This window comes from Thermococcus celer Vu 13 = JCM 8558 (assembly GCF_002214365.1).
GTDB classification, from domain to species: domain Archaea; phylum Methanobacteriota_B; class Thermococci; order Thermococcales; family Thermococcaceae; genus Thermococcus; species Thermococcus celer.
Genome location: NZ_CP014854.1, coordinates 620,447 through 639,971 on the forward strand (window position 1 = coordinate 620,447; position 19,525 = coordinate 639,971).

At 56.9% G+C, this 19,525-nt stretch carries 16 protein-coding genes and 4 tRNA genes; 10 read left to right on the forward strand and 10 right to left on the reverse strand.

Translation table 11 applies throughout. The features are described 5' to 3' along the window. Positions 1-360: 360 nt before the first annotated feature. Positions 361-1,653 carry an asparagine--tRNA ligase gene (gene asnS, locus A3L02_RS03470; RefSeq protein WP_088862641.1) on the forward strand — a complete coding sequence of 431 codons (1,293 nt, stop codon included), beginning with the start codon at positions 361-363 and terminating at the stop codon, positions 1,651-1,653. Between the two features lie 307 nt (positions 1,654-1,960). Here the strand turns inward: asnS and A3L02_RS03475 are convergent. Further along, positions 1,961-2,048, reverse strand: a tRNA-Leu gene (locus tag A3L02_RS03475). Between the two features lie 67 nt (positions 2,049-2,115). Then, on the reverse strand, positions 2,116-2,862 hold the full coding sequence (locus A3L02_RS03480) for a DUF835 domain-containing protein (protein ID WP_088862642.1): 747 nt from the start codon (positions 2,860-2,862) through the stop codon (positions 2,116-2,118). Positions 2,863-2,977: 115 nt separating this feature from the next. On the opposite strand from A3L02_RS03480, the gene A3L02_RS03485 reads away from it, so the two are divergent. After that, a tRNA-Lys gene (locus A3L02_RS03485) sits at positions 2,978-3,055 on the forward strand. Between the two features lie 69 nt (positions 3,056-3,124). Next, complete coding sequence (locus A3L02_RS03490; protein WP_088862643.1) at positions 3,125-4,342, forward strand: DEAD/DEAH box helicase; 1,218 nt, start codon at positions 3,125-3,127, stop codon at positions 4,340-4,342. On the opposite strand, the gene A3L02_RS03495 is transcribed toward A3L02_RS03490, so the two are convergent. Beyond that, positions 4,317-5,483: a transglutaminase-like domain-containing protein gene (locus tag A3L02_RS03495; RefSeq protein WP_088863820.1), complete on the reverse strand. Its 1,167-nt coding sequence runs from the start codon at positions 5,481-5,483 to the stop codon at positions 4,317-4,319. The two genes, A3L02_RS03490 and A3L02_RS03495, sit on opposite strands and share 26 nt — an antisense overlap. 510 nt (positions 5,484-5,993) lie before the next feature. Here A3L02_RS03495 and A3L02_RS03500 point away from each other — a divergent pair. After that, positions 5,994-7,016 carry a hypothetical protein gene (locus A3L02_RS03500; RefSeq protein WP_157895727.1) on the forward strand — a complete coding sequence of 341 codons (1,023 nt, stop codon included), beginning with the start codon at positions 5,994-5,996 and terminating at the stop codon, positions 7,014-7,016. A 170-nt stretch (positions 7,017-7,186) separates the two neighbouring features. Next, a tRNA-Met gene (locus A3L02_RS03505) sits at positions 7,187-7,294 on the forward strand. Between the two features lie 873 nt (positions 7,295-8,167). On the opposite strand, the gene A3L02_RS03510 is transcribed toward A3L02_RS03505, so the two are convergent. The 6 genes from A3L02_RS03510 to A3L02_RS03535 form a co-directional block, all read right to left on the reverse strand. Then, a tRNA-Arg gene (locus tag A3L02_RS03510) sits at positions 8,168-8,244 on the reverse strand. A gap of 66 nt (positions 8,245-8,310) precedes the next feature. Continuing rightward, the gene (locus A3L02_RS03515; RefSeq protein ID WP_088862645.1) at positions 8,311-9,450 is read right to left on the reverse strand and encodes a thiamine ABC transporter substrate-binding protein; all 1,140 of its coding nucleotides are present in this window, start codon (positions 9,448-9,450) and stop codon (positions 8,311-8,313) included. A 115-nt stretch (positions 9,451-9,565) separates the two neighbouring features. Continuing rightward, entirely contained in the window at positions 9,566-10,507 is a 942-nt protein-coding gene (locus tag A3L02_RS03520) for a calcium/sodium antiporter (protein WP_088862646.1), read from the reverse strand. A 41-nt stretch (positions 10,508-10,548) separates the two neighbouring features. Further along, complete coding sequence (locus A3L02_RS03525) at positions 10,549-11,064, reverse strand: TIGR00288 family NYN domain-containing protein (RefSeq protein WP_088862647.1); 516 nt, start codon at positions 11,062-11,064, stop codon at positions 10,549-10,551. After that, on the reverse strand, positions 11,061-11,570 hold the full coding sequence (locus A3L02_RS03530) for a TIGR00288 family NYN domain-containing protein (RefSeq protein WP_088862648.1): 510 nt from the start codon (positions 11,568-11,570) through the stop codon (positions 11,061-11,063). Before A3L02_RS03530 ends, A3L02_RS03525 begins: the two co-directional genes overlap by 4 nt. 73 nt (positions 11,571-11,643) lie before the next feature. Then, entirely contained in the window at positions 11,644-14,085 is a 2,442-nt protein-coding gene (locus tag A3L02_RS03535) for a tRNA(Met) cytidine acetyltransferase TmcA (RefSeq protein ID WP_088862649.1), read from the reverse strand. Positions 14,086-14,238: 153 nt separating this feature from the next. Here A3L02_RS03535 and A3L02_RS10185 point away from each other — a divergent pair, with 153 nt between their 5' ends. From A3L02_RS10185 to mobA, 3 genes are all read left to right on the forward strand, one after another. Continuing rightward, entirely contained in the window at positions 14,239-14,412 is a 174-nt protein-coding gene (locus A3L02_RS10185) for a hypothetical protein (RefSeq protein WP_157895728.1), read from the forward strand. A 316-nt stretch (positions 14,413-14,728) separates the two neighbouring features. Then, positions 14,729-16,630 (forward strand): S9 family peptidase, encoded by a 1,902-nt coding sequence (locus A3L02_RS03540; protein WP_088862650.1) that lies wholly within the window; start codon positions 14,729-14,731, stop codon positions 16,628-16,630. 132 nt (positions 16,631-16,762) lie between these two features. Continuing rightward, on the forward strand, positions 16,763-17,353 hold the full coding sequence (gene mobA, locus A3L02_RS03545; RefSeq protein WP_088862651.1) for a molybdenum cofactor guanylyltransferase: 591 nt from the start codon (positions 16,763-16,765) through the stop codon (positions 17,351-17,353). Between the two features lie 38 nt (positions 17,354-17,391). On the opposite strand, the gene A3L02_RS03550 is transcribed toward mobA, so the two are convergent. Further along, on the reverse strand, positions 17,392-17,910 hold the full coding sequence (locus A3L02_RS03550) for a biotin transporter BioY (RefSeq protein WP_088862652.1): 519 nt from the start codon (positions 17,908-17,910) through the stop codon (positions 17,392-17,394). A gap of 61 nt (positions 17,911-17,971) precedes the next feature. Here A3L02_RS03550 and A3L02_RS03555 point away from each other — a divergent pair, with 61 nt between their 5' ends. Then, positions 17,972-18,763, forward strand: a complete 792-nt coding sequence (locus tag A3L02_RS03555; protein ID WP_088862653.1) for an energy-coupling factor ABC transporter ATP-binding protein — start codon at positions 17,972-17,974, stop codon at positions 18,761-18,763. After that, on the forward strand, positions 18,760-19,521 hold the full coding sequence (locus A3L02_RS03560) for an energy-coupling factor transporter transmembrane component T family protein (RefSeq protein ID WP_088862654.1): 762 nt from the start codon (positions 18,760-18,762) through the stop codon (positions 19,519-19,521). The genes A3L02_RS03555 and A3L02_RS03560 overlap by 4 nt, the downstream gene beginning before the upstream one ends. The last annotated feature ends 4 nt before the right edge of the window (positions 19,522-19,525 follow it).

Genomic DNA, 19,525 nt, shown 5'->3' on the forward strand with positions numbered 1-19,525 from the left:
CTTCTCCACAATAACTGATTCAGTTGGGAGTTAGATTAAAGTTTCGGTCGTTGCCCCGCCCTTACCCGTTGTTCCCACGCGGTAAAACCCTCCGCGCGTCGTATTTCTGAACTTATCCGATAGTCGATGGAGAGGTGTGTTGTCATAATTGAACCAAAAAAAACCAATTTTATGATAAAATGACAATCAAACCGGCAAAGAATTTAAATTGGGCCTTTCGAAACCCCTCCCATGCCCCTCCTCATAGTGATCAGACAAAGGATTGGAGCGTTTCCGCTCTGGATGAATTGACGCTCTTCTGGTCAGTCCTCAATCGCTACCGTTATAAAGGCCGTTTCAAAGCCCCTGGAGGTGGTAAGGATGATCGATAAGGTTTATTGCGCCGACGTTCGGCCCGATATGGAAGGTAAGCGCGTTAAACTCGCCGGATGGGTTTACAGGAAGAGGGAAGTCGGAAAGAAGGTCTTCATAGTCCTCCGCGATTCAAGCGGTGTGGTTCAGACCGTCTTTAAGAGGGAAGCCAGCGAGGAGGCCTACGCCGAGGCCAAAAAGGTTGGCATCGAATCGAGTGTCATCATCGAGGGAACGGTCAAGGCCGACCCCCGTGCGCCCGGCGGCGCGGAGGTTCAGGCAGATAAAATGGAGATCGTCCAGAACGTTGACTTCTTCCCGATAACGAAGGACGCGAGCGACGAGTTCCTGCTCGACGTCAGACACCTGCACCTGCACTCGCCGAAGGTCTCCTCCATAATGAAGGTCAAAGGGACGATGATGGCGGCCGCCCGCGAGTGGCTCCTTCAGAACGGCTGGTACGAGGTTTTCCCGCCGATACTCGTGACCGGAGCGGTAGAGGGCGGCTCGACGCTCTTCAAGCTCAAGTACTTCGACAGGACAGCCTACCTGAGCCAGTCCGCCCAGCTGTACCTCGAAGCGGCAATCTTCGGCCTTGAGAAGGTGTGGTCGCTAACGCCGAGTTTCAGGGCCGAGAAGAGCAGGACGAGGAGGCACCTAACGGAGTTCTGGCACCTTGAACTCGAGGCCGCCTGGATGGACCTCAACGACATCCTGAAGGTGGAGGAGGAACTTGTGAGCTACATGGTGCAGAGGACGCTCGAGCTCAGGAGAAAGGACGTGGAGACCTTCAGGAAGGACTTGAAGACGCTCAGGAACACCGTCCCGCCGTTCCCGAGGATAAGTTACGACGAGGCTATAGAGATCCTGCAGAGCAAGGGCGTGGAGATAGAGTGGGGCGAGGACATGGGTGCCGACGAGGAGAGGATCTTAACCCAGGAGTTCGAGAGCCCGTTCTTCGTCTACGGCTACCCCAAGCACATCAAGGCCTTCTACATGAAGGAGGACCCCGAGGACCCGCGGAAGGTTCTCGCGGCCGACATGCTCGCGCCCGAGGGGTACGGTGAGGTCATCGGCGGCTCCCAGCGTGAAGACAGCTACGAGAAGCTCGTCCAGCGCATCCTTGAGGAGGGCATGGACCCGAAGGACTACGAGTGGTACCTCGACCTGAGGAAGTACGGCAGCGTTCCGCACAGCGGCTTCGGCCTCGGTCTGGAGAGGCTCGTCGCGTGGGTGCTGAAGCTCGACCACGTCCGCTGGGCCACCCTCTTCCCGAGGACGCCGAGCAGGCTGTATCCGTGAGTATCTGGCGGACAAAGATAGCAACGTTTGGCGGCTTCTCTTTAATTTTCCAGTATACGACACAAACGTTTCAAATCGCATGCACTATGAGGTTCTACCGGGGATGCTCATCAAGGCCCTCTAAGGGAGATAAAGAAATGGTAATGACAAACGGGATTGAGATCGAGAAAAGGGATTATCAAGAGGTCTGCTGGGAATGGAACAGCCACTAAATGTTTTCAATTTATTTGGAAAAGTATATTGCCCTCCTTCTCTTTATGATGACAGAATTACAACCTTTCCGCCAGCGCTTTTTAAAAGGGCTGAATGGTGCGGGGGCGGGGATTTGAACCCCGGAACCCCTACGGGACAGGACCCTCAATCCTGCGCCTTTGACCAGGCTCGGCAACCCCCGCGTTGCCAAAGTATAACGCTCGGAGAGGCTTTATAAATTTTGCGGTGCCCCGGGCGGGCTTGGAGGCGTTACCCTTTTATCCAGCTGAATTCCCTCTCAAGCATCGCGAGCTGTCGCTTTTCCAGGGCCTCGGGATCGACCACCAGCAAAACGCCCGCACCCCTCTCGAGGAGGGCGTCCTTGAGTGACAGGAGGAACTTAAAGGTTGGTTCAAATCCGTTGTGGAGCACCAGATAGTCGATCCCGTCCAGAACGACGAAAGCGTCTTCATCAACACTGTTTATCACACTGTGGAGGAGAGGGGCGAGCCTCGTTGGGGATATGGCCCGCGGATGATCCAGGTTCGTTATCCAGATGTAAGGGACGTTGAGGACCTCGTAGGCATGGGGACTTCTCGTTACAGCGAGCACCTTCTTGCCCGAGAGGAGGCTCAGAATCCTTCCGGGGGACGCGGGCTTAACCATGTAAGCACCACGCTGAAGCTTCGATTCGCCATTGAGAACAACGCTGGGTTCCACCCCCATCCTTATCTGCCGCCTGACCCCCACAAGCGAGAAAGCCATCACCACCATCCCGATAGCGACGATAACGTCGTCCAGCACCTTCATGAACTCGAACGGAAAAACGTCGTTGAGGACGTTCGTGAGGTAGCCCAACCAGAATATCAGCACCCCGGCCCAGATCCACCTGGCCGTGGAGGTCCCGAGGAGTTCCCTTATCATAGCCCTAAATGTGCTCAGCACATAGACTACCCCGGTTATGGAAGCGAAGGCCACTACCTCGGCCGCGAGTTTAATCCCTTCGTAGGTGACCATCGTTCCTAATGTGTATCCGCACCTTTATATCTCTTTCTCCGACGTAACTCCCGAGGCACCCTCCCCCCAACCAAAAAACTTATAAATGCACTCCCCGTCTATGACTTCGGGTTGAGGGCCGGTAGCTCAGCATGGTTAGAGCGCGGGACTCTTAATCCCGTGGTCGGGGGTTCGAATCCCCCCCGGCCCGCCAAATCGCGTTTCTTCTCGACGCGTTCCGCTTGGGAAGGAATGCGTTTGAGTAACGTAAGGAGTTAAGAAAATGAGTTTTGAAAACTTGGGCTTATCCGAGGCCACGTTAGTGGCGGTTAGGGAGAAGGGTTTTGAGACCCCAACGGACATTCAGAGGGAGGTGATCCCGCGTCTTCTATCTGGCGACGTGGATATAATCGGCCAGTCCCAGACAGGGACGGGAAAGACGGCCGCTTTCGCCTTGCCGATAATCGAGGCCATCGACCCGAAGATGCGGGCCGTTCAGGCGATTGTGCTGACCCCAACGAGGGAGCTCGCCCTTCAGGTGGCGGATGAAATCAAGAGCCTCCGCGGGAGGAAGAGGGTCTACGTCTACGCCGTCTACGGCGGTCAACCGATAGGACCGCAGATAAGGGCGCTCGAGAGGGGAACCCACGTCGTTGTTGGAACCCCCGGAAGGGTTCTCGACCACATAAGGCGCGGAACCCTCGATCTAAGCTCGGTGAAGTTCTTCATTCTCGACGAGGCCGACAGGATGCTCGACATGGGCTTCATCGACGACATAGAGGCGATCTTCAGGGAGACCCCGAAGGAGAAGCGCGTGCTCATGTTCTCCGCGACCATGCCCCCGGAGATCAAGAGGCTCGCGAGACGCTACATGAGCAACCACGAGGTGATAAGCGTCAGCAGCGACGAGCTGGTTCCCGAGATGGTGGATCAGGAGTACGTGGAGGTCGTTCCGGCGAGGAAGTTCGGCGTGCTGAAGAAGATCTTGGACGACGATTTCTACGGCATAGTCTTCTGCGCGACCAAGCGGGAGACCCGGGAGCTGAGCGAGAGGCTCAGGAGGGCAGGCTATTCCGCCGAGGCCCTGAACGGCGATATGAGCCAGGCCGCCCGTGAGAGGGCCTTCTGGCGCTTCAAAACCAGGCGGACGAGGGTTCTCGTGGCGACCGATGTGGCCGCCCGCGGACTGGACGTCCAGGACATAAGCCACATCGTCAACTACTCCCTGCCCATGACGGCCGAGGACTACGTCCACAGGATAGGCAGGACCGGCAGGATGGGGAAGAGGGGAAGGGCGATAACCTTCACGATGCCCGGCGAGCTCAAGAGGCTCCACTACTTCGCCCAGCAGGCTGGTGTGGAGATAAGGAAGTCCGAGCTCAGCGAGGAGATCCCCAGGGAGTACAGGGAAAGGTACGAGCGCGGCCGCTCCGATGGCTACTGGAGAGGGAGGAGAAGAAACTACGGGGGCTACTCTAAGAGCTCCCGAGGTAGATGGTGAGGATCAGGTCCTCGCCCTCTGTTTTGACCTCTATCCAGAGCGCGTCGCTTTTCTCGAGGTAGTCTTTGAACTCCGCGTTCGAGAGCATCTGGGAGACCAGCCACCCCGCGTATTCTCCTCGGAAGAAGGGATGGTAGTAGTCGGCGAGGTTGGGGTACGTAACCCCCCACGTCCAGCCCGCTTTGTAACCCCTGGGAAGCTTCCCGGTGGAGAGCTCGATCAGGGATCGGTCGACTTTTAATCCGAAATCCTCATGCAGAACGTTCATCATCGAGGCGGCGAGGTTCCTGGCGTCGGCATCGCTCATGCTGTAGTCCTGATTGAGGAACTCCTCGCCGGAGAGGACGCCGAGAACCTTCACGTCGGCCTTCCCCTCCCCCGGCGTTATCTTGTAGAGCGTCGCGTTGACTATCCTGCCCCCCTGCCCCTCCCAGTAACGGTAGTACGCCCCCAGATCCATCGGTGGAAGGTGCTGATCGAGGGCGAAGTACCAGCCGTTTATCTTCACCAGGGCCGTCGCGTGGCCGGAATCGGTCAGGTTCAGAGCCATAGCGTAGACCGGTGAGTAATTCATGGCGAGGAGCAGTGCATCCGTGAGAACTGTGTAGTCGGTGCATATCCCCTTTCTCCTCATTATCGTCTCGTAGGGGGTCTGGATCGTGTTGTTCTGCCCCTCAACGACCTCCTGACGTCCGTCGGGGTATACTATGACCCTGGCGAAGGGTTGCCTGGCCTTCTCCCGGTCGTAGCTCAGCCATTCTCCCTCCCACGCAAGGACGTTCCAGGAGCTCTGGGTGAGGTCTTTCCCTTTTAGCTCGCCCGCGAGCGGCGATATAACTCTGAGCTCTTTCCGATCCAGCATGCAGGTGAGGGCATCTTTGAGGACATAGCGCCATAGAATTCCGGGGCAGTCAAGCGAGGCGTCGTGAGTTGGAAGGGATACGCTCGCGTTCCCCCAGCTCACCAAGGGATTTGTCCAGCTTGCGGGGGTACCTCCCGGTATCGGAGTTGAGGAGGACGTCGTTTCCGAAGTTGATGGATACATCGCCCCGCTTGATCTCCCAGTCTGTGGGATCGTTGAGAGACAGCCAGCGGTAAGGACCATGAAGGCAACTATGAGCGCCGTGATGAATCGTTTCATCATGGGATTAACTCGGGGATGGTATTATAAAGGGCTTTTGGGTCAACAATTTATCTCATCTTTAAGGGCAGGGAACAACTTTTGATAAACATAAGGATTACAAATTCGTGAGGATATAAACGTAATAAAAGGTAGAAACCTCTGTGGGAAGTGCAAGTGAGCCAAGATCTCCGGAGGCAAGCTCCAGAGAGTGAAGAAGAGAGATAATTACTTTTTTTCTTTGTAATTTTAATTCAATTAATTATTTTGCCGCTCCATATTTTTTAGAGAACGAAACTTTTAAATAATATAACATTGCAATTGCTATTGACGATTCTATTGGAGGAAAGTAGAATGAGACAGAAGATGACATGGTTCATACTCGGTGTTCTGGTTGGGAGTCTATTCCTTGTTTCGGCGTATCCCACAACGGGAAATAAAGTCCAGAAAACCGTCAACATCCACCCAAAAATTCAAGAGAATGATCCATCACTGAAAAACAGCTCTTTAGACCTCGTGCACGGCATTTCCATGGAGGAGGCTCAAGAACTGATAAAGGAGGGAGGATTTATTCTGGTGGACTCCAAAGGCCTGGAGATCCTTAAGGATGCGAAGCTCCTTCCGTACGTCATAAGATTCGGAAACGACGGCGTGTACGCGGTCAAAATCCTCCCCGGAGGGCGGTTCTTCGTTTACGGTGCCCCAAGGGGATACGCCATGAGGGATCTGAAAAAGTTCAAGGAGGAGGCGCTTGAGGAGTTCATGAAAGCCCGCTTCGTCAAGTACACCGTCTCCGTCGAGATCCCAGTCAACTACTCCTGGAAAGTCGTGGCCAACGGGAAAACGTTCTCCAATTTTTCAACCGAGGCCGTCTCTGGCTCAGCGAAAGCGTACCTGGAGAGTACTATAACCTGGACATCAGGCGACAACTGGTATCCTCACGGCCGGTTGAAGCTGGTTTACAATGTTTACAAACTGGCCGACGTAAACCCATCCTACGACTGGCGCGTCGTTGAGATGCAGACGTACGTTTACGCCGGCCGGTATCTTTGGGGTCCAAAACACGACTCAAAGATCCGTACTAACTCGAGGAACGTAATCCCCTGGCCAGTGTACTGGGAGTTCGAGAAGGTCACGATCAAAGCCGACGTGAGGCCCGACGGAAACGATGTTTTCTCCATGGATTCGTTCAAACCCTCTTACGATGTGGATTACTACAACGACGAACATTCTCAGACTATCCAGTACACCCTGGGCAACGCGGGGGCGAGCGTCACGATCACCAACAGGCTCAAAGCCGTCAAAATCACCGTTGATAACACCGGTGAGAACTGGGTTCGCTGGAGTTACAAGTTCAACAGAAAGCTCGGCGTTGGGGACAAGTTCGTCGTGATCGAGCCCGCCTACACCTTCTCGTTAAGGATCCCGCGGGGACACAGGGAAGCCACTCAGAAGTTCGTCGTGACGGTCAACTGGGTGGGCAACATCCCACTATCTCGCGACGCCCATGCATCGAATACCATCGACTATTTCTGGGAGTGGGGCATAAACTGAAGGAGACCCTATCTTTATGGGCTCCTCTTTATTTTTGAGTTTTGATTGGGTAGAACGGTTGAAGGCGTTTATTAAACTCCGGAGGGGTGTCGTGGTCTTTGATGCACCTTCGTCCTATCGAAAGATTTAAAAATGCCCCCCGGGAGGTATAACCCGAGCGCTCGGGTCGTGCCGGGGTAGCTTAGCCTGGTCAGAGCGCTCGGCTCATAGGGCCGCTCCCCTTCGGGGGAGCCTGAGAAACCGAGAGGTCCGGGGTTCAAAGCCCCGCCCCGGCACCATTACAAACTTTTAGAAAAAGTTTGATCAAAAGAGTGTAGCTCGCTTTTATCAATCTCAAACAAGCGGGTTTTTACTTTACAAGCGTTCATTCGGTAGAGAACACTTTTACTTGCCACTGAACTCAGGGTTTTTACTCTCCCCGGCGCCCTTCGGGCGCCTTTCAGCCTTTTGGGAAAAGGCTGGCGAAAAGGGTGTTTTCTTTTGAAAATTCAAAGAATGATAAGCGTGCGCTTTAAAATTGGGGATAGGATAGTGGATTAACCTTAAAACAAGATATTAGGCAGGTTTCACGGTTATTCTAGCGCCCGGAGGGCGCCTTGTGAGAGTGAAACCATACAAAACGGGCCGATTAAAAGTAATCCAACTTGATAGCTGGCGTCTCTGAGAAGCACCTGAACTTCCGCCATCCGTCAGGATGTTCGAACGATAGTGAGAACAGCGCTTGCGAAGCAAGGGCTGAAGGCTGGCGAAAAGCTTGTTATTCCTTCAGGGGGCTGTTTAGTTGTGTTTGCGCTGTTAAAAGGCGTTTAAAACTCGAATTCGAGATTAAAAGGGCAAATTCAAGGGGTTTAGGATTCTCTCGCGCTCCGAAGGAGCGCTATCCAAAAGTAAACCACACCATAAAAGCTTTCTTAAGAAGAGTGAATTCAAAACCCAAGAGCAGTCTTTACCTTAGCAAACACATCACAACCACCCTAAAAGGAGTCACGCCTATTTCCGCCAGCGCTTTGCGGAGCAGGAACCTGTTCCGGGGTGTGGGGGCGTTAGCCCCTCGAAGTTTTAGAGGGGAGAGGGGTCGTGGGGCAAAGCCCCACTACGGGGGTTTGAGAGTACAGAGAGATAAGGGGGCGGAGCCCCCTTGTCTTTCGTTATGGCGGGCCCGGCGGGATTCGAACCCGCGACCTCCGGCTTAGAAGGCCGGCGCCCTATCCTGCTAGGCTACGGGCCCTCGCTCCCAGGTTCATGGGCGTTCTTATAAAAGTTGCGGTGAAGGGAAGCCGGGAAAAAAGAGAGCTCAGCGCCTCCTCCGGAGGAGGGGCACCAGGGCGAGGGCTGCCACGAACGCCGGACCGCAGATCCCGCCGCCCGATTCCTTCGTGTCGCTCCTCGTACCCGTCTTCCCGAGTATCTCGTCAGGGCTCTTGCCCTCCACCATAAGCTGGGTCCACTGGTCGAGCCAGGTCTTGTAGTTCTTCTCTATCTCCGCAGGGTCAACGGTGGCGGGCTTGTCCACCCTGACCGCGTACTTGAAGACCTCGGGTAGCTTGACGTCCCTGTTGACCGGGTACATCCACTGGTTGAGCGGGAGCTTCTCCTGGGCTTCCCTGCTGATGAGGAACTCGATGAACTTCTTTGCCAGCTCGGGGTGCTTGGCGCCCTTGACGATCCCGGCACCCTCGATCTGGAGGTAGTTACCCTCCTTAAAGGCAACGGCCCCGACGTTGGTCTTGTTGTCGTAGTAAACGGTGGCGGCCGGTGAAGTGGCGTAGCTGAGGACGAGCGGGTACTCACCCTTCATGAAGGCCTCCCACGCCTCGCTCCAGCCCTTGACAACCTGAACGTCGTTCTCCTTGAGCTTTTCCCAGTAGTTGAGCCAGTCGTCGCCGTAAACCGCTACCGTCCACAGGAGGAAGGCCATCCCCGGCGAACTGGTCCTCGGGTCCTCGATTATCAGTTTGCCCTTCCACTCGGGCTTGGTGAGGTCCTCAAGGCTCTCCGGAGGGTTCTTAACCATGTCCTTGCGGTAGTTTATGGCTATGTAACCGTAGTCGTAGGGGGTGAGGTGGAAGGTCGGGTCGAACTTCTGGATTATCCAGTCCGGTATGACGTCGGCGTTACCCGGCTTGTAGGGCTCCAGTATCCCGGCGTCGATGGCCTTGGCCAAATAACTGTTGTCTATGCCGACCACAACGTCGGCCTGTGGGTTGTCCTTCTCGAGGATGAGCCGGTTGAGTACCTGGCCGGCGTCGCCTATCAGGACGAGGTTCACCTTAACGTTGTACTTCTGCTCAAAAATCGGGATGATCTCTTTCATCCACCACTCTATGCTGTCGTAGGAGTAGACCGTCAGCGTCTCCTCGGCTTTAACGGGTTTTGCCGTCCAGAGAGCGCCGAGGAGCAGGAAAGCAAACACCAGCGCCGCGAGCTTCCTCATTCTTTCACCTCCATGAGCGGGTTTTTGTTTCTCATAATATGGTAATGGAGGGAATTAAAAAGCTTTACCTCCCAGAAATGTGCCCCGGAAGTTCGAGAAAAATCCAAATAAAGGGTCATCCCCCGGGCAGGTTGACTCCACCGGTGAAGTACACGTAGAGGAAATAGGAGTAGATGGCCAGGAACACCGTCCCCGTTAGCCTGTTTATCCTTCCCGTGAGGCGAAGAACGGCCGTCAGTATGGCCATGACGAGGAGCGTGAGGGGCAGTGTGAATGCGTAGATGGAGGGGTCGACGCGTATGGGGTGTATGACGGCCGCCACGCCTATCACCATCAGGATATCGAGTATATCCGCGCCTATCATGTTGCCGACGCCTACGTTGTGGAGACCCTTCAGCGTTGCCGTGACGGAGTTCGTGAACTCCGGGAGGGACGTCCCGATTGAGACCATCGTGAGGCCTATGACCACCTCCGGAACCCCAAAGGCCCTGGCCATCTTAACGGCGCTGTCCACGACGAACTCCGCGCCGATAACAACGAGGATACCGCTCACCAGCATGATAAGGCCGTCCCTCCTTGGGTCTCCGCGTCCCTCCTCGGGGAGATCCTCAAGTGTCATGTGTTTCTTGTAGAGGTAGTAAAGGAAGCCGAAGTATATCGCTATCAGGCTCGCACCGTCGAGCCGGCTTATGGTCCCATCGTACATGAGAAGTCCGGAGTAGGCCGTGACGGCTATCATGAAGAGGGAATTCCTCCAGGCGGTTTTTTCCACATCGAGGGGGTGAATCAGGGACGACACGCCCAGGATCAGGGCGATGTTGGCCAGGGCACTCCCGATGGCGTTGCCGAGTGCCACGTCGGGGTTTCCATGGTATGACGAGATGGCCGACACCGTGAGCTCGGGGAGGGTCGTGGCTATGCTCGCCAGAACCAGCGCTACAAGGAACTCGCTAACGCCGAAGCCTTTCGCAAACCGGGAGGCGGCCTCGACGAAGTAGTCACTCCCCTTGATGAGCAGGACGAGACCAAGCGTGAAGACGATGATTTCAACCATCACCCTTTACCACCAGAAGGGGCTGGAAAGGGGGCTTAAAAAGTTTATTTGAACTCCCTTCCCTCATCCTTTCCCTCCATCTTGATGACGTAGTCCGCCGCGTTCTGGAGGGCAACGGAGAAACCGGGCTCCACGCCTACGACTATCGTCTCCTTACCCCTGCGCTTGGCCTCGTTTATTATCGGGAGGAAGTCTGCATCCCTCGTTGCCAGGGCTATGACGTCAACATCGGAGTTGTAGATGAGCTCCATGGCCTCGATGGCGATCCTCACGTCGGTATCTCCTGCCACGATTATCGGCTCCAGCCCCTGGTTGACGACGGCCTCTATGAGGCCCTGGGGTGCGTACTGGTTGAGAACCACCTTGGCAACGCGAAGCTTCCCTATCCTCCCGAGGGCCTCCACTATGTCCTCCAGCTTTATCCCGAACTCCTTTCGGAGGATGTTTGGACCGTCTATTATGAGGCCGATGCTCCTCTTCTTCTGTGGCCTTTCGAGGGCACCGGCTTCCTTGACCTCCTTCTCCCCCCGCCCGATGATCCTGAAAAAGCGCTCTTTCATTCTCCCTCACCGCCCCCAAGGATTATGACGTAGTCGGCGGCGTGCTTTAACGCGGCTGAAAAGCCCGGTTCGATGCCGATAACCACCGTCTCCTTGCCGCGTTCCTTCGCCTTGAGGATGACCGGGAGGAACTCCGCGTTCCTCGTTGCGAGCGCTATCACGTCTATGTTGGGGTTGTAGATTTCCCTCATCGCCTCGACGGCCAGCTTCACGCCCGTCTCCCCCGAGACGACGACGGCCTCAAAGCCCTGGTTGGACACCGCCTCTATGAGGCCCTGGGGAGCGTATTGATTGAGGATCACCTTGGCAACGCGCAGGTCGCCCAGATCCTCGAGGGCCTCCACTATGTCCTCCAGCTTCACCCCGAACTCCTTCCTGAGGATGTTCGGACCGTCGATGAGCAGTGCTATCTTCTTTCCCCTGCTTATCTTTCGCCTCATCGTTCCTATGATCCTCATCCCGTCCTTCGTCATCGAGATTATCCTTTCCCAGTTGCCGCCCGGCATAGGAGTCACCGTTGAAATGGATACACCGGAGATACGCCTGAGGGAGTACGTACCAATCCTATAAAAAGTTAGTTCAGGGTTTGGAAATAATCCTCTTGTAATAGTACCAGAGTCCCCGGATGACGTCCCTGACCTCGATCATCGTGAAGGTCTCCGTCCTGTCTATCAACTCCGCCGCCTCCTTCCAGCTGTGGGCCTGCAGGACGCGGTAGATGAGCAGTTTTATCTGCCTCTCGTCGAGGTAGGGCTTCATCCAGCCGTCGAGGAAGTAGAGCTTGACGATGGGCTTGACCGCGTCAACGACCGTGTCGTAAGTCAGGACCTTTCCTGTGAAGGCGTCGAGGCGCTTCCTCTGGACGTCCGTCAGGTAAACAGGGTAATCAACGGCCTCGCCGAAGGGCGTTTCGAAGAGCCAGCGCGCTATCTCCGGCTCGAGCTCACGGTGCGTATCACCCAGCCACTCCGTCAGCCTTACCCTGAACTCGTCGTTGGCCTTTTTTATGAGCTTCTCGGCCCTCTCGCTTATCGGCTTCAGGACTATGGCGGTGAACTCGCCGCTCACGGGGTTCCTCGCCGGGCTGAGGTGGACCACGGCGAAGCCGTTCCTGACCCAGAAGCGGACCAGTTCCTCGCTCGCCCCGAAGCCAGAGCCTATCCAGTCGAGGCCCCTCTCCTTGGCCTCCTTCTCGAGCAGTTCGAGGGCCCTGCTCCCGAGCCCCATGTCCATGGCATCGGGGTGTGTCGCTATCCTGACTATCCGGTAACCCCTCAGCCTCGCGAACTCCTTGGCCATGTGGTGCTTGACCATCATGTCGGGAATGATGTTGCCGCGCGGCTTGTAGCCCTTCACCATCTTCTCGATGACCTTCCTCGGGATGTTGCCCTCCTCCGCTATCTGCAGGGCCGTGACTATCTTTCCGTTCTTCAGGCGAAGGACCCTCGCCTTATGATGGGGAGCGTCGGCGAGGAGGGCAACGTCGCTCGGTCTGTTCCTGTAGTGGGCGAGGATGTATATCCCGACGAAGTTCCTGAGGTCCTCCCGGTCGTTCTCGAACCAGTCGTCCAGGTCGGGCTCCTCAAGGTATACCTCCTTGTTCTCTATCAGCTTGTAATCCTCGTCCGTGAGCTCAACGGGTTCTGCATCCAGGAGGAGGACATCGAAGAGCCACCTCTCTATCGGGTCGCCCCCGGCGTAGCGGATCGGCTCGTCCATGTGGAGTTCCTTGAAATCCCTCTTCTCCCTGGCTTTCTTGAGGAACTTGACGGAGAAGCCCCTCCCGGCCCCCTCGTAGCCGTGAACGGTCGAGGAGTAAACGACCCTCCCCTTGTTGAGGTACCTGTGGAGTATAGGCACGTGGATTCCCGCGGCCTCGTCGAGGATGTAGAGGTCGGCGCTCTCCCTGTAACCCTCGACGGGGCGGTAATAGCGTAGCTCCACCCCTTCGGCTTGAACGCCCTTTATGATGCCCTTCTCCTCGACAACCCGCGGCTCGAAGCCGAGCCTTTCGAGGGCCTTCTCAGCGAAGCGGAACAGCGACTGAACGTTCTCCGGCTCGGGAGCGGTTACGACTATCCTCGTGTGCTTCTTGAGGGCCAGGGCGAGTCCAATCGCGGCTATCCCGACGGAGACGCTCTTTCCCCTCCCCCTATCGGCGGTGAGGACGAGCATGCCCTTGTTCCCGACGAGTTCTTCAAATGCCCTAAAAACCTCAACCTGCCCCTCGGTGAGGGCCATCTCGTAGAGCTCGCGCGGGAAAACGGTCTCATCAGGGATGGGGACGTTTTTCCTGGCCCTGATACGGGCCTGGCTCTTCGAGCGCCTGGGTTTCTTTTTCGCCTTTCCGGCCTCGGTGATGATGTAGATGCCCTCGTGCTCCGTGAACTTCCTGATGAGGCGCCGGTTGAACCTCTTCTTGACGTCGTCGATGGTGTAAGGGGGTGTCACGAGGCTCTTGTGGAAGCCCGTCCACATATTCTTCCACTTCTCGAAGGGGTGGGCAAGGATGAATATCAGCCCGCCGCCCCTGACAGTCTCGATTATCCTGCCGAGGTCGTTCGGCGAGTAGTCGTAGCTCATGTCGAGGACGAGGAGGTCGTAGGTTCTACCCAAGATATCGCGGGTGTGCTTGAAGGTAACCGCCTGAACCTCCACGTTGGAACCGGCCAGGACGTCGAAGTGCTTCCTGAAGGCCTCGTAGCGCTTCCGCCCGAAGGTCTCCTCCCCGAGGGCGTCCGTCGCGTAGAGAACCTCGATCCTGTCCTCGCCCTCGTCCCTCAGCCTCTTCCTCACGAGCTCGTCGATGATTCCGTTTAGGGTTCTGGCCGCGGCTCCTGCGAGGATCCCCGCCAGCTCGGCCTTCCTCGTCGTGTCTCCCTCTATCACTATCATTCTTCTATGGAATCCCTCGAGTGCCTGGGCCAGAGCGGTCTCGGTGAGCTTTAAAATCGAGTCCTTAACCTTCTCGCCCTTCGCGTACTCTCTCACTTCCCCATCAAAGCGAACCTTAACGGTCATGGTGACCCCCTGATGAGAAGAGGAGGGGCGGCTTAAAAAGTTAGTTCCGCACTCTGTTGCGGCTCGCAGTTTACGGGATCGGCTTGATGATAAACTTTTAACCACTTCCAGCGATCAACCGTATCTATCAGGTCTCCCAGATGGGTGAGGCTATTGAGCCCGGCGAAACCCCCCAAAACCCTTTACCCGGCCGATGAGCTGTTCGTCCCGAAGATTACCTTCGATGCTAAGAAAGCGTCGATACCCGAGGTGTTCCCGTTCAGGGAGGTCATCCTTCAGTCGTTAATCCGAAAGTTCCTTGAAAGTGTCCCCGAAGATCGTGGTTGAAGCGAAGAGGGGAACTGCGAGGAGAAAAGACGTAGAACAGCTGGAGGGGTACGTGAACGAGCTCGGCAACGAGTGCGCTGGAGGTGTTTTGATAGCGAAATCATCTCCCCCAGGCTTTCAGATCTTCCCGGAAACATGCTGTTCCTGAGTTACGGATTCGACGATATGAGCCGGAACGAGCTCTACACGTACGACGAACTCCTCGAAAGGCTCACCCTAACTTCCCCGCAGGGGGAGTGCAATACCTCACACCCTCGATAACTATCGAAACGCTAAGCTTTTATACGAAAAGAGCCAAGTTTCATCGGTGGTTTCTATGGCCGTGAAAGGTCTAACCGAGAAGGATCTGGAAAAGTTCAGGCTCGTCGGGAACGTCGATGCTCGGGGGAGAAAGCTCGTCTTCCAGGTGACGGAGATAAGCCTTAGGGAAGACGACTACTTCTCAAGGCTCTACCTCTACGACGGGAGGAGGGTTAAGCCGTTCACCTCCGGCAAAAAGGACTCCGGCCCGAGGTTCTCGCCGGACGGAAAGCTGGTGGCCTTCGCCTCGAAGCGCGATAGGGAGAGCAAGGAGGCCGAGCTCTACGTTATTCCAACCGATGGCGGTGAAGCGAGGCTCCTCACCAAGTTCAGGTACGGGATCAGGAACCTCCGCTTCACGGAGGACGGGAAGGGCATAGCCGTCGTTACGCCGATAGACGTCGAGAAGAAACCAAAGGACGACGTGCACGTCATCAGGGAGATACCCTTCTGGTTCAACGGCGTCGGCTGGGTCTACGGCAGGAGGAGCGTCGTCTACCTCGTCGACGTCGAGACGGGCAGGAAGAAACGTCTGACTCCAAAGAACCTCGACGTGGGCCAGATACGCTTCAGGAACGGCAAGCTCTACTTCGTGGCCCAGGAGGACCGCGAGAGAAAGCCGCTGGTGAGCGACCTCTACGTCCTCGAGGGCAGGAGGGCGAGGAGGTTAACCCCCGGAAAGTGGGGCATAAACGACTTCATCCCGCTCGACGACGGAACCTTCATCCTCAAAGCCAACACCCGCGAGAGGGGCATCCCCACCAACACCCACATCTACCACTACAACCCGGAGACGGGCGAAATGAGGAAGCTGACCGCCGGCCTCGACCGCTCCGCCTACAACTCCCTCAACTGCGACGTCCGCGGAAGTCAGAGGGCCGAGTTAATATACAGGGACGGCTGGGTCTACTACGTCGCCACGGACGGCCCGAGGGCGAGCCTTTTCAGGGTGAACCTGGAAGGCAAAATCGAACGCGTCGTCGGCGGCGATAGGAGCGTCGAGAGCTTCGCCATCGGAGATTACGTGGCCTTCACGGCCCAGGACACGATTACGCCAACGGAGCTTTACGTCCTGCGCGACGGAAAGGAGAGGAGACTTACGGACTTCAATGGCTGGATTAAAGAGTATAAACTCTCGAAGCCGGAACACTTCACGGTTAAGGCCAGCGACGGCGTCGAGATAGACGCCTGGGTGATGAAACCCGTTGACTTCGAGCCCGGAAGGAAGTACCCGGCCGTCCTTGAGATCCACGGCGGGCCGAAGACCGCCTACGGTTACTCCTTCATTCACGAGTTCCACGTTCTAACGGCGAAGGGCTTCGCCGTGATCTTCTCGAATCCGAGGGGAAGCGACGGCTACGGCGAGGAGTTCGCGGACATAAGAGAGCACTACGGTGAGCGCGATTATAAAGACCTCATGGAGGTCGTTGACGAGGCGGTTAAGCGCTTCGACTTCATCGATGGGGAGAAAATTGGAGTCACTGGCGGCTCCTACGGCGGGTTCATGACCAACTGGATAGTCGGGCACACGAAACGCTTCAAGGCCGCGGTTACCCAGCGCTCCATCTCCAGCTGGGTGAGCTTCTTCGGGACGACGGACATAGGCTACTACTTCGCTCCCGACCAAGTGGGCGGCGACCCGTGGAGCAACGCCGACGGCTACTGGGATAAATCGCCGCTGAAGTACGCGCCGAACGTGGAGACCCCCCTGCTCATAATCCACTCGATGGAGGACTACCGCTGCTGGCTGCCGGAGGCTCTCCAGTTCTACACAGCTCTAAAGTACCTCGGAAAGACCGTTGAATTGGCGCTTTTCCCCGGTGAGAACCACGACCTCAGCAGGGGCGGGAAGCCGAAGCACAGGGTTAAGCGGCTCGAGCTGATAGCGGGATGGATGGAGAGGTGGCTGAAGGGATAGTAACTCCTGTTCTCATCTCCTTTTAGTTGTCAGCTCAATCACGCCCGAATATCATTTTCCATTCAAAACTCTGGAGGCCAGATTTGGAGGGGCGAGGAGAGCATTTTTAAACCCCCTCTCGAACCCGGCCCCATGCTCGGGGTAATCCTCGCCTTCCCTGAAAAGCGGTGGGAGAACTACACGGTTCCAGTCCTCGATGAGCCCGTCGTTAGGATCACCGAGAGAAGGCTCTCGCTGAGCAAGAGGATCGACGGGGTGATCACCGTGGTCAGGAGAGACAGACTGAAGACATACTCGCTCCACGTCTCGAATCCCGTTCCCGTCACGGCGGGGGGCAAGATGGAGGCGCTCCTCAGGGCCCTCCCGGACGGGCCCTTCTTCCTGGCGGAGGGAAACATGTCCCTGATAATGCCCTTCCTCGTCAACTACATGGTTGGACTCTTCTACGAGGGAGAGCCAGAGGCGTTGATACCCCTGTGGAAGGACGGGACGGCCGAGGTCACCCACGCCATCTACGAGCCCGACGCGCTGAGGGATGCGGTAAGTGCCGCCCTCGCCGAGGGTTACAGGAGCCTCTCCCGGATCACGGAGTTCCTCGATTACGAGCCTCTCCCCGTCGAGGAGCTGGCGAAGAGGAACCCGAAGGTCACGCTGAGCTTCTTCAGGGTCAAGAGCCCCATCGACGTCGGGTTCGCGGAGGAGACCCTCAAAAAGCTGAAATGATGCCGACGGGATAATTGAAGAGGAGAAACGACAGATAATCACCCCAGATCCACCGCTTTTCGCACCCTGTACGCGGTGAGAACCGCGAGGGCTGCCTTCACCAGGTCAACCGGGACGAAAGGCGCCACCCCGAGGAGGAACGCCTTGTGAAAGTCTCCTCCGAGGAAGAGGCCGAGCCTCAGCCAGCCGAGGAGGTAGACGACCGCTATCCCGACGAGCGAGCCGATGGCCATTCCGGTGAGGCTCCGATACCTCTCGCTCAGGTAACCTGCTAAAAGGGCCGCCAGCGGAAAGGCGAGTATGTAACCTCCCGTCGGCCCGTAGATGGCCGCCAGCCCGCCGTGGAAGTTGGCGAAGACGGGAATTCCGAGAGCGCCCGTGAGGACGTAGGCCAGCTGGCTCAGAAAACCGAGCCTCGCCCCGAGGAGGAGGCCGCTGAGGAGGACGAAGAAGACCTGGAGGGTAACGGGGACTGGCCCTATCGGGATACTAATTTGGGCCCCCACGGCCGTCAAAGCCGCGAAGAGACCGGCGAAAGCCACGTCGCGCGCGTTCATTCCACCACCGTTAGGGCACCCGGGTTAACCTTTAAAACGTTTTAGCTGAAAGTGGAAGACGATGCTGAGGGCCGAGAACGTCTGGCACACCTACGAGAACGGGAGAGAGGCGCTGAAGGGCGTGGACTTCGAGATGGGCGAGGAGATAGTGGCCTTAGTGGGCCAGAACGGGAGCGGGAAGACCACGCTGGCGAAGCACTTCAACGGCCTCCTGAAGCCCACGAGGGGAAGGGTCACCGTCGACGGGATGGACACGAGGGAGCACACGGTGGCGGAGCTGTCGAGGGTCGTTGGCTACGTCTTCCAGAACCCGGAGCACATGTTCTTCGAGGAGAACGTCTTCAGGGAGGTCGCCTTCGGGCCGAGGAACCTCGAACTGAGCGAGGAGGAGATAGAAAAGAGGGTGAAGTGGGCCCTCCGCGTCGTGAACCTCGAGGGCTACGAGGATAGGGTGCCCTACTCCCTCAGCGGCGGCGAGAAGCAGAGGCTGGCTATAGCCTGCGTCTTAGCTATGAAACCGAAGTACCTCATCCTCGACGAACCAACGACGGGGCTGGACGCAAGAAACGCCGCGGGGGTTATCAAGGTTATACGGGAACTCAGGGAGGCGGGTCATGGGGTCCTCCTGATAACCCACGACATGGACCTCGTCCTCGAGCTCGCCGAGCGCGTCGTCCTGCTTCAGGAGGGCAGAAAGGTCTTCGACGGCCCCACCGAGGAGTTCTTCTCCATTGACCTCCACGACTACGGTCTTGAAAAGCCCGAGCTCCTAAGGATAAGCGAGAAACTCGGGATAGGGTTCGTCAGAAGTGTTCCAGAGGTTGTAAAAGCCCTTCTGGGTGGTTCGCGATGATTTACCCCATCTACGTTGATAGGGACTCCTTCCTGCACTTCCTTGACCCGCGGGTCAAGATACTCGGAACCCTGCTCGGGATAGTCGCGATAATGCTCTACAACGACCCGCTCGTCCTCACCGCGCTGTTCATCCTCACGTTCGCCGTCGGCCGGGCCCTCGGAAAAATCGGGGTCGGGGAGATGCTCCACCTCCTGAAGCCCCTCGTCCCAATAGTCATCATAACCCTCGTCCTCTGGCCAATAATCTACAAACCGCGGCTCCAGGGGCTCCTCTTCGGCGTCTCATTCTCCATGCGCCTCCTGACCTTCGCCCTGCTGACGTTCCTCCTCCTCATGACCACGAGCCAGCGTGACCTCATCCTCGGCTTCGTGAGGCTCGGCATGCCCTACGAGTTCGGCCTCACCATCTCCATCTCCCTCCGCTACATCCCGACGCTCTACGCCCTCACGAGCAACATAATGGACGCCCAGAAGAGCAGGGGCTGGGAGATGGAGAAGGGCAACTTTCTGGTGAGGATGAAGCGGATGAGTGCGGTTCTCATTCCCCTCCTCGTCGCGTCCCTCAAGACCGCCCACGAGCTGAGCATCGCGCTGGAGAGCAGGGGCCTCGGCGCGGCCAAGAAGAGGACCTTCCTCCACGACATCGAGATGCGGAGAAGGGACTACGCGGCGATGGCCGTTATTCTGGTTCTCTTCGGGCTGGCACTCTACGTCCGCTATGGCCTGGGATTCGGCCACATCAACATGTACGGGTAGGCGA

Excerpts from the sequence above, each read along its gene's own strand:
- asnS (WP_088862641.1), top strand. The coding sequence starts at position 361 with ATGATCGATAAGGTTTATTGCGCCGACGTTCGGCCCGATATGGAAGGT.
- A3L02_RS03480 (WP_088862642.1), bottom strand. The coding sequence starts at position 2,862 with ATGGTCACCTACGAAGGGATTAAACTCGCGGCCGAGGTAGTGGCCTTC.
- A3L02_RS03490 (WP_088862643.1), top strand. The coding sequence starts at position 3,125 with ATGAGTTTTGAAAACTTGGGCTTATCCGAGGCCACGTTAGTGGCGGTT.
- A3L02_RS03495 (WP_088863820.1), bottom strand. The coding sequence starts at position 5,483 with ATGAAACGATTCATCACGGCGCTCATAGTTGCCTTCATGGTCCTTACC.
- A3L02_RS03500 (WP_157895727.1), top strand. The coding sequence starts at position 5,994 with ATGGAGGAGGCTCAAGAACTGATAAAGGAGGGAGGATTTATTCTGGTG.
- A3L02_RS03515 (WP_088862645.1), bottom strand. The coding sequence starts at position 9,450 with ATGAGGAAGCTCGCGGCGCTGGTGTTTGCTTTCCTGCTCCTCGGCGCT.
- A3L02_RS03525 (WP_088862647.1), bottom strand. The coding sequence starts at position 11,064 with ATGAAAGAGCGCTTTTTCAGGATCATCGGGCGGGGGGAGAAGGAGGTC.
- A3L02_RS03530 (WP_088862648.1), bottom strand. The coding sequence starts at position 11,570 with ATGCCGGGCGGCAACTGGGAAAGGATAATCTCGATGACGAAGGACGGG.
- A3L02_RS03535 (WP_088862649.1), bottom strand. The coding sequence starts at position 14,085 with ATGACCGTTAAGGTTCGCTTTGATGGGGAAGTGAGAGAGTACGCGAAG.
- A3L02_RS03540 (WP_088862650.1), top strand. The coding sequence starts at position 14,729 with ATGGCCGTGAAAGGTCTAACCGAGAAGGATCTGGAAAAGTTCAGGCTC.
- mobA (WP_088862651.1), top strand. The coding sequence starts at position 16,763 with ATGCTCGGGGTAATCCTCGCCTTCCCTGAAAAGCGGTGGGAGAACTAC.
- A3L02_RS03550 (WP_088862652.1), bottom strand. The coding sequence starts at position 17,910 with ATGAACGCGCGCGACGTGGCTTTCGCCGGTCTCTTCGCGGCTTTGACG.
- A3L02_RS03555 (WP_088862653.1), top strand. The coding sequence starts at position 17,972 with ATGCTGAGGGCCGAGAACGTCTGGCACACCTACGAGAACGGGAGAGAG.
- A3L02_RS03560 (WP_088862654.1), top strand. The coding sequence starts at position 18,760 with ATGATTTACCCCATCTACGTTGATAGGGACTCCTTCCTGCACTTCCTT.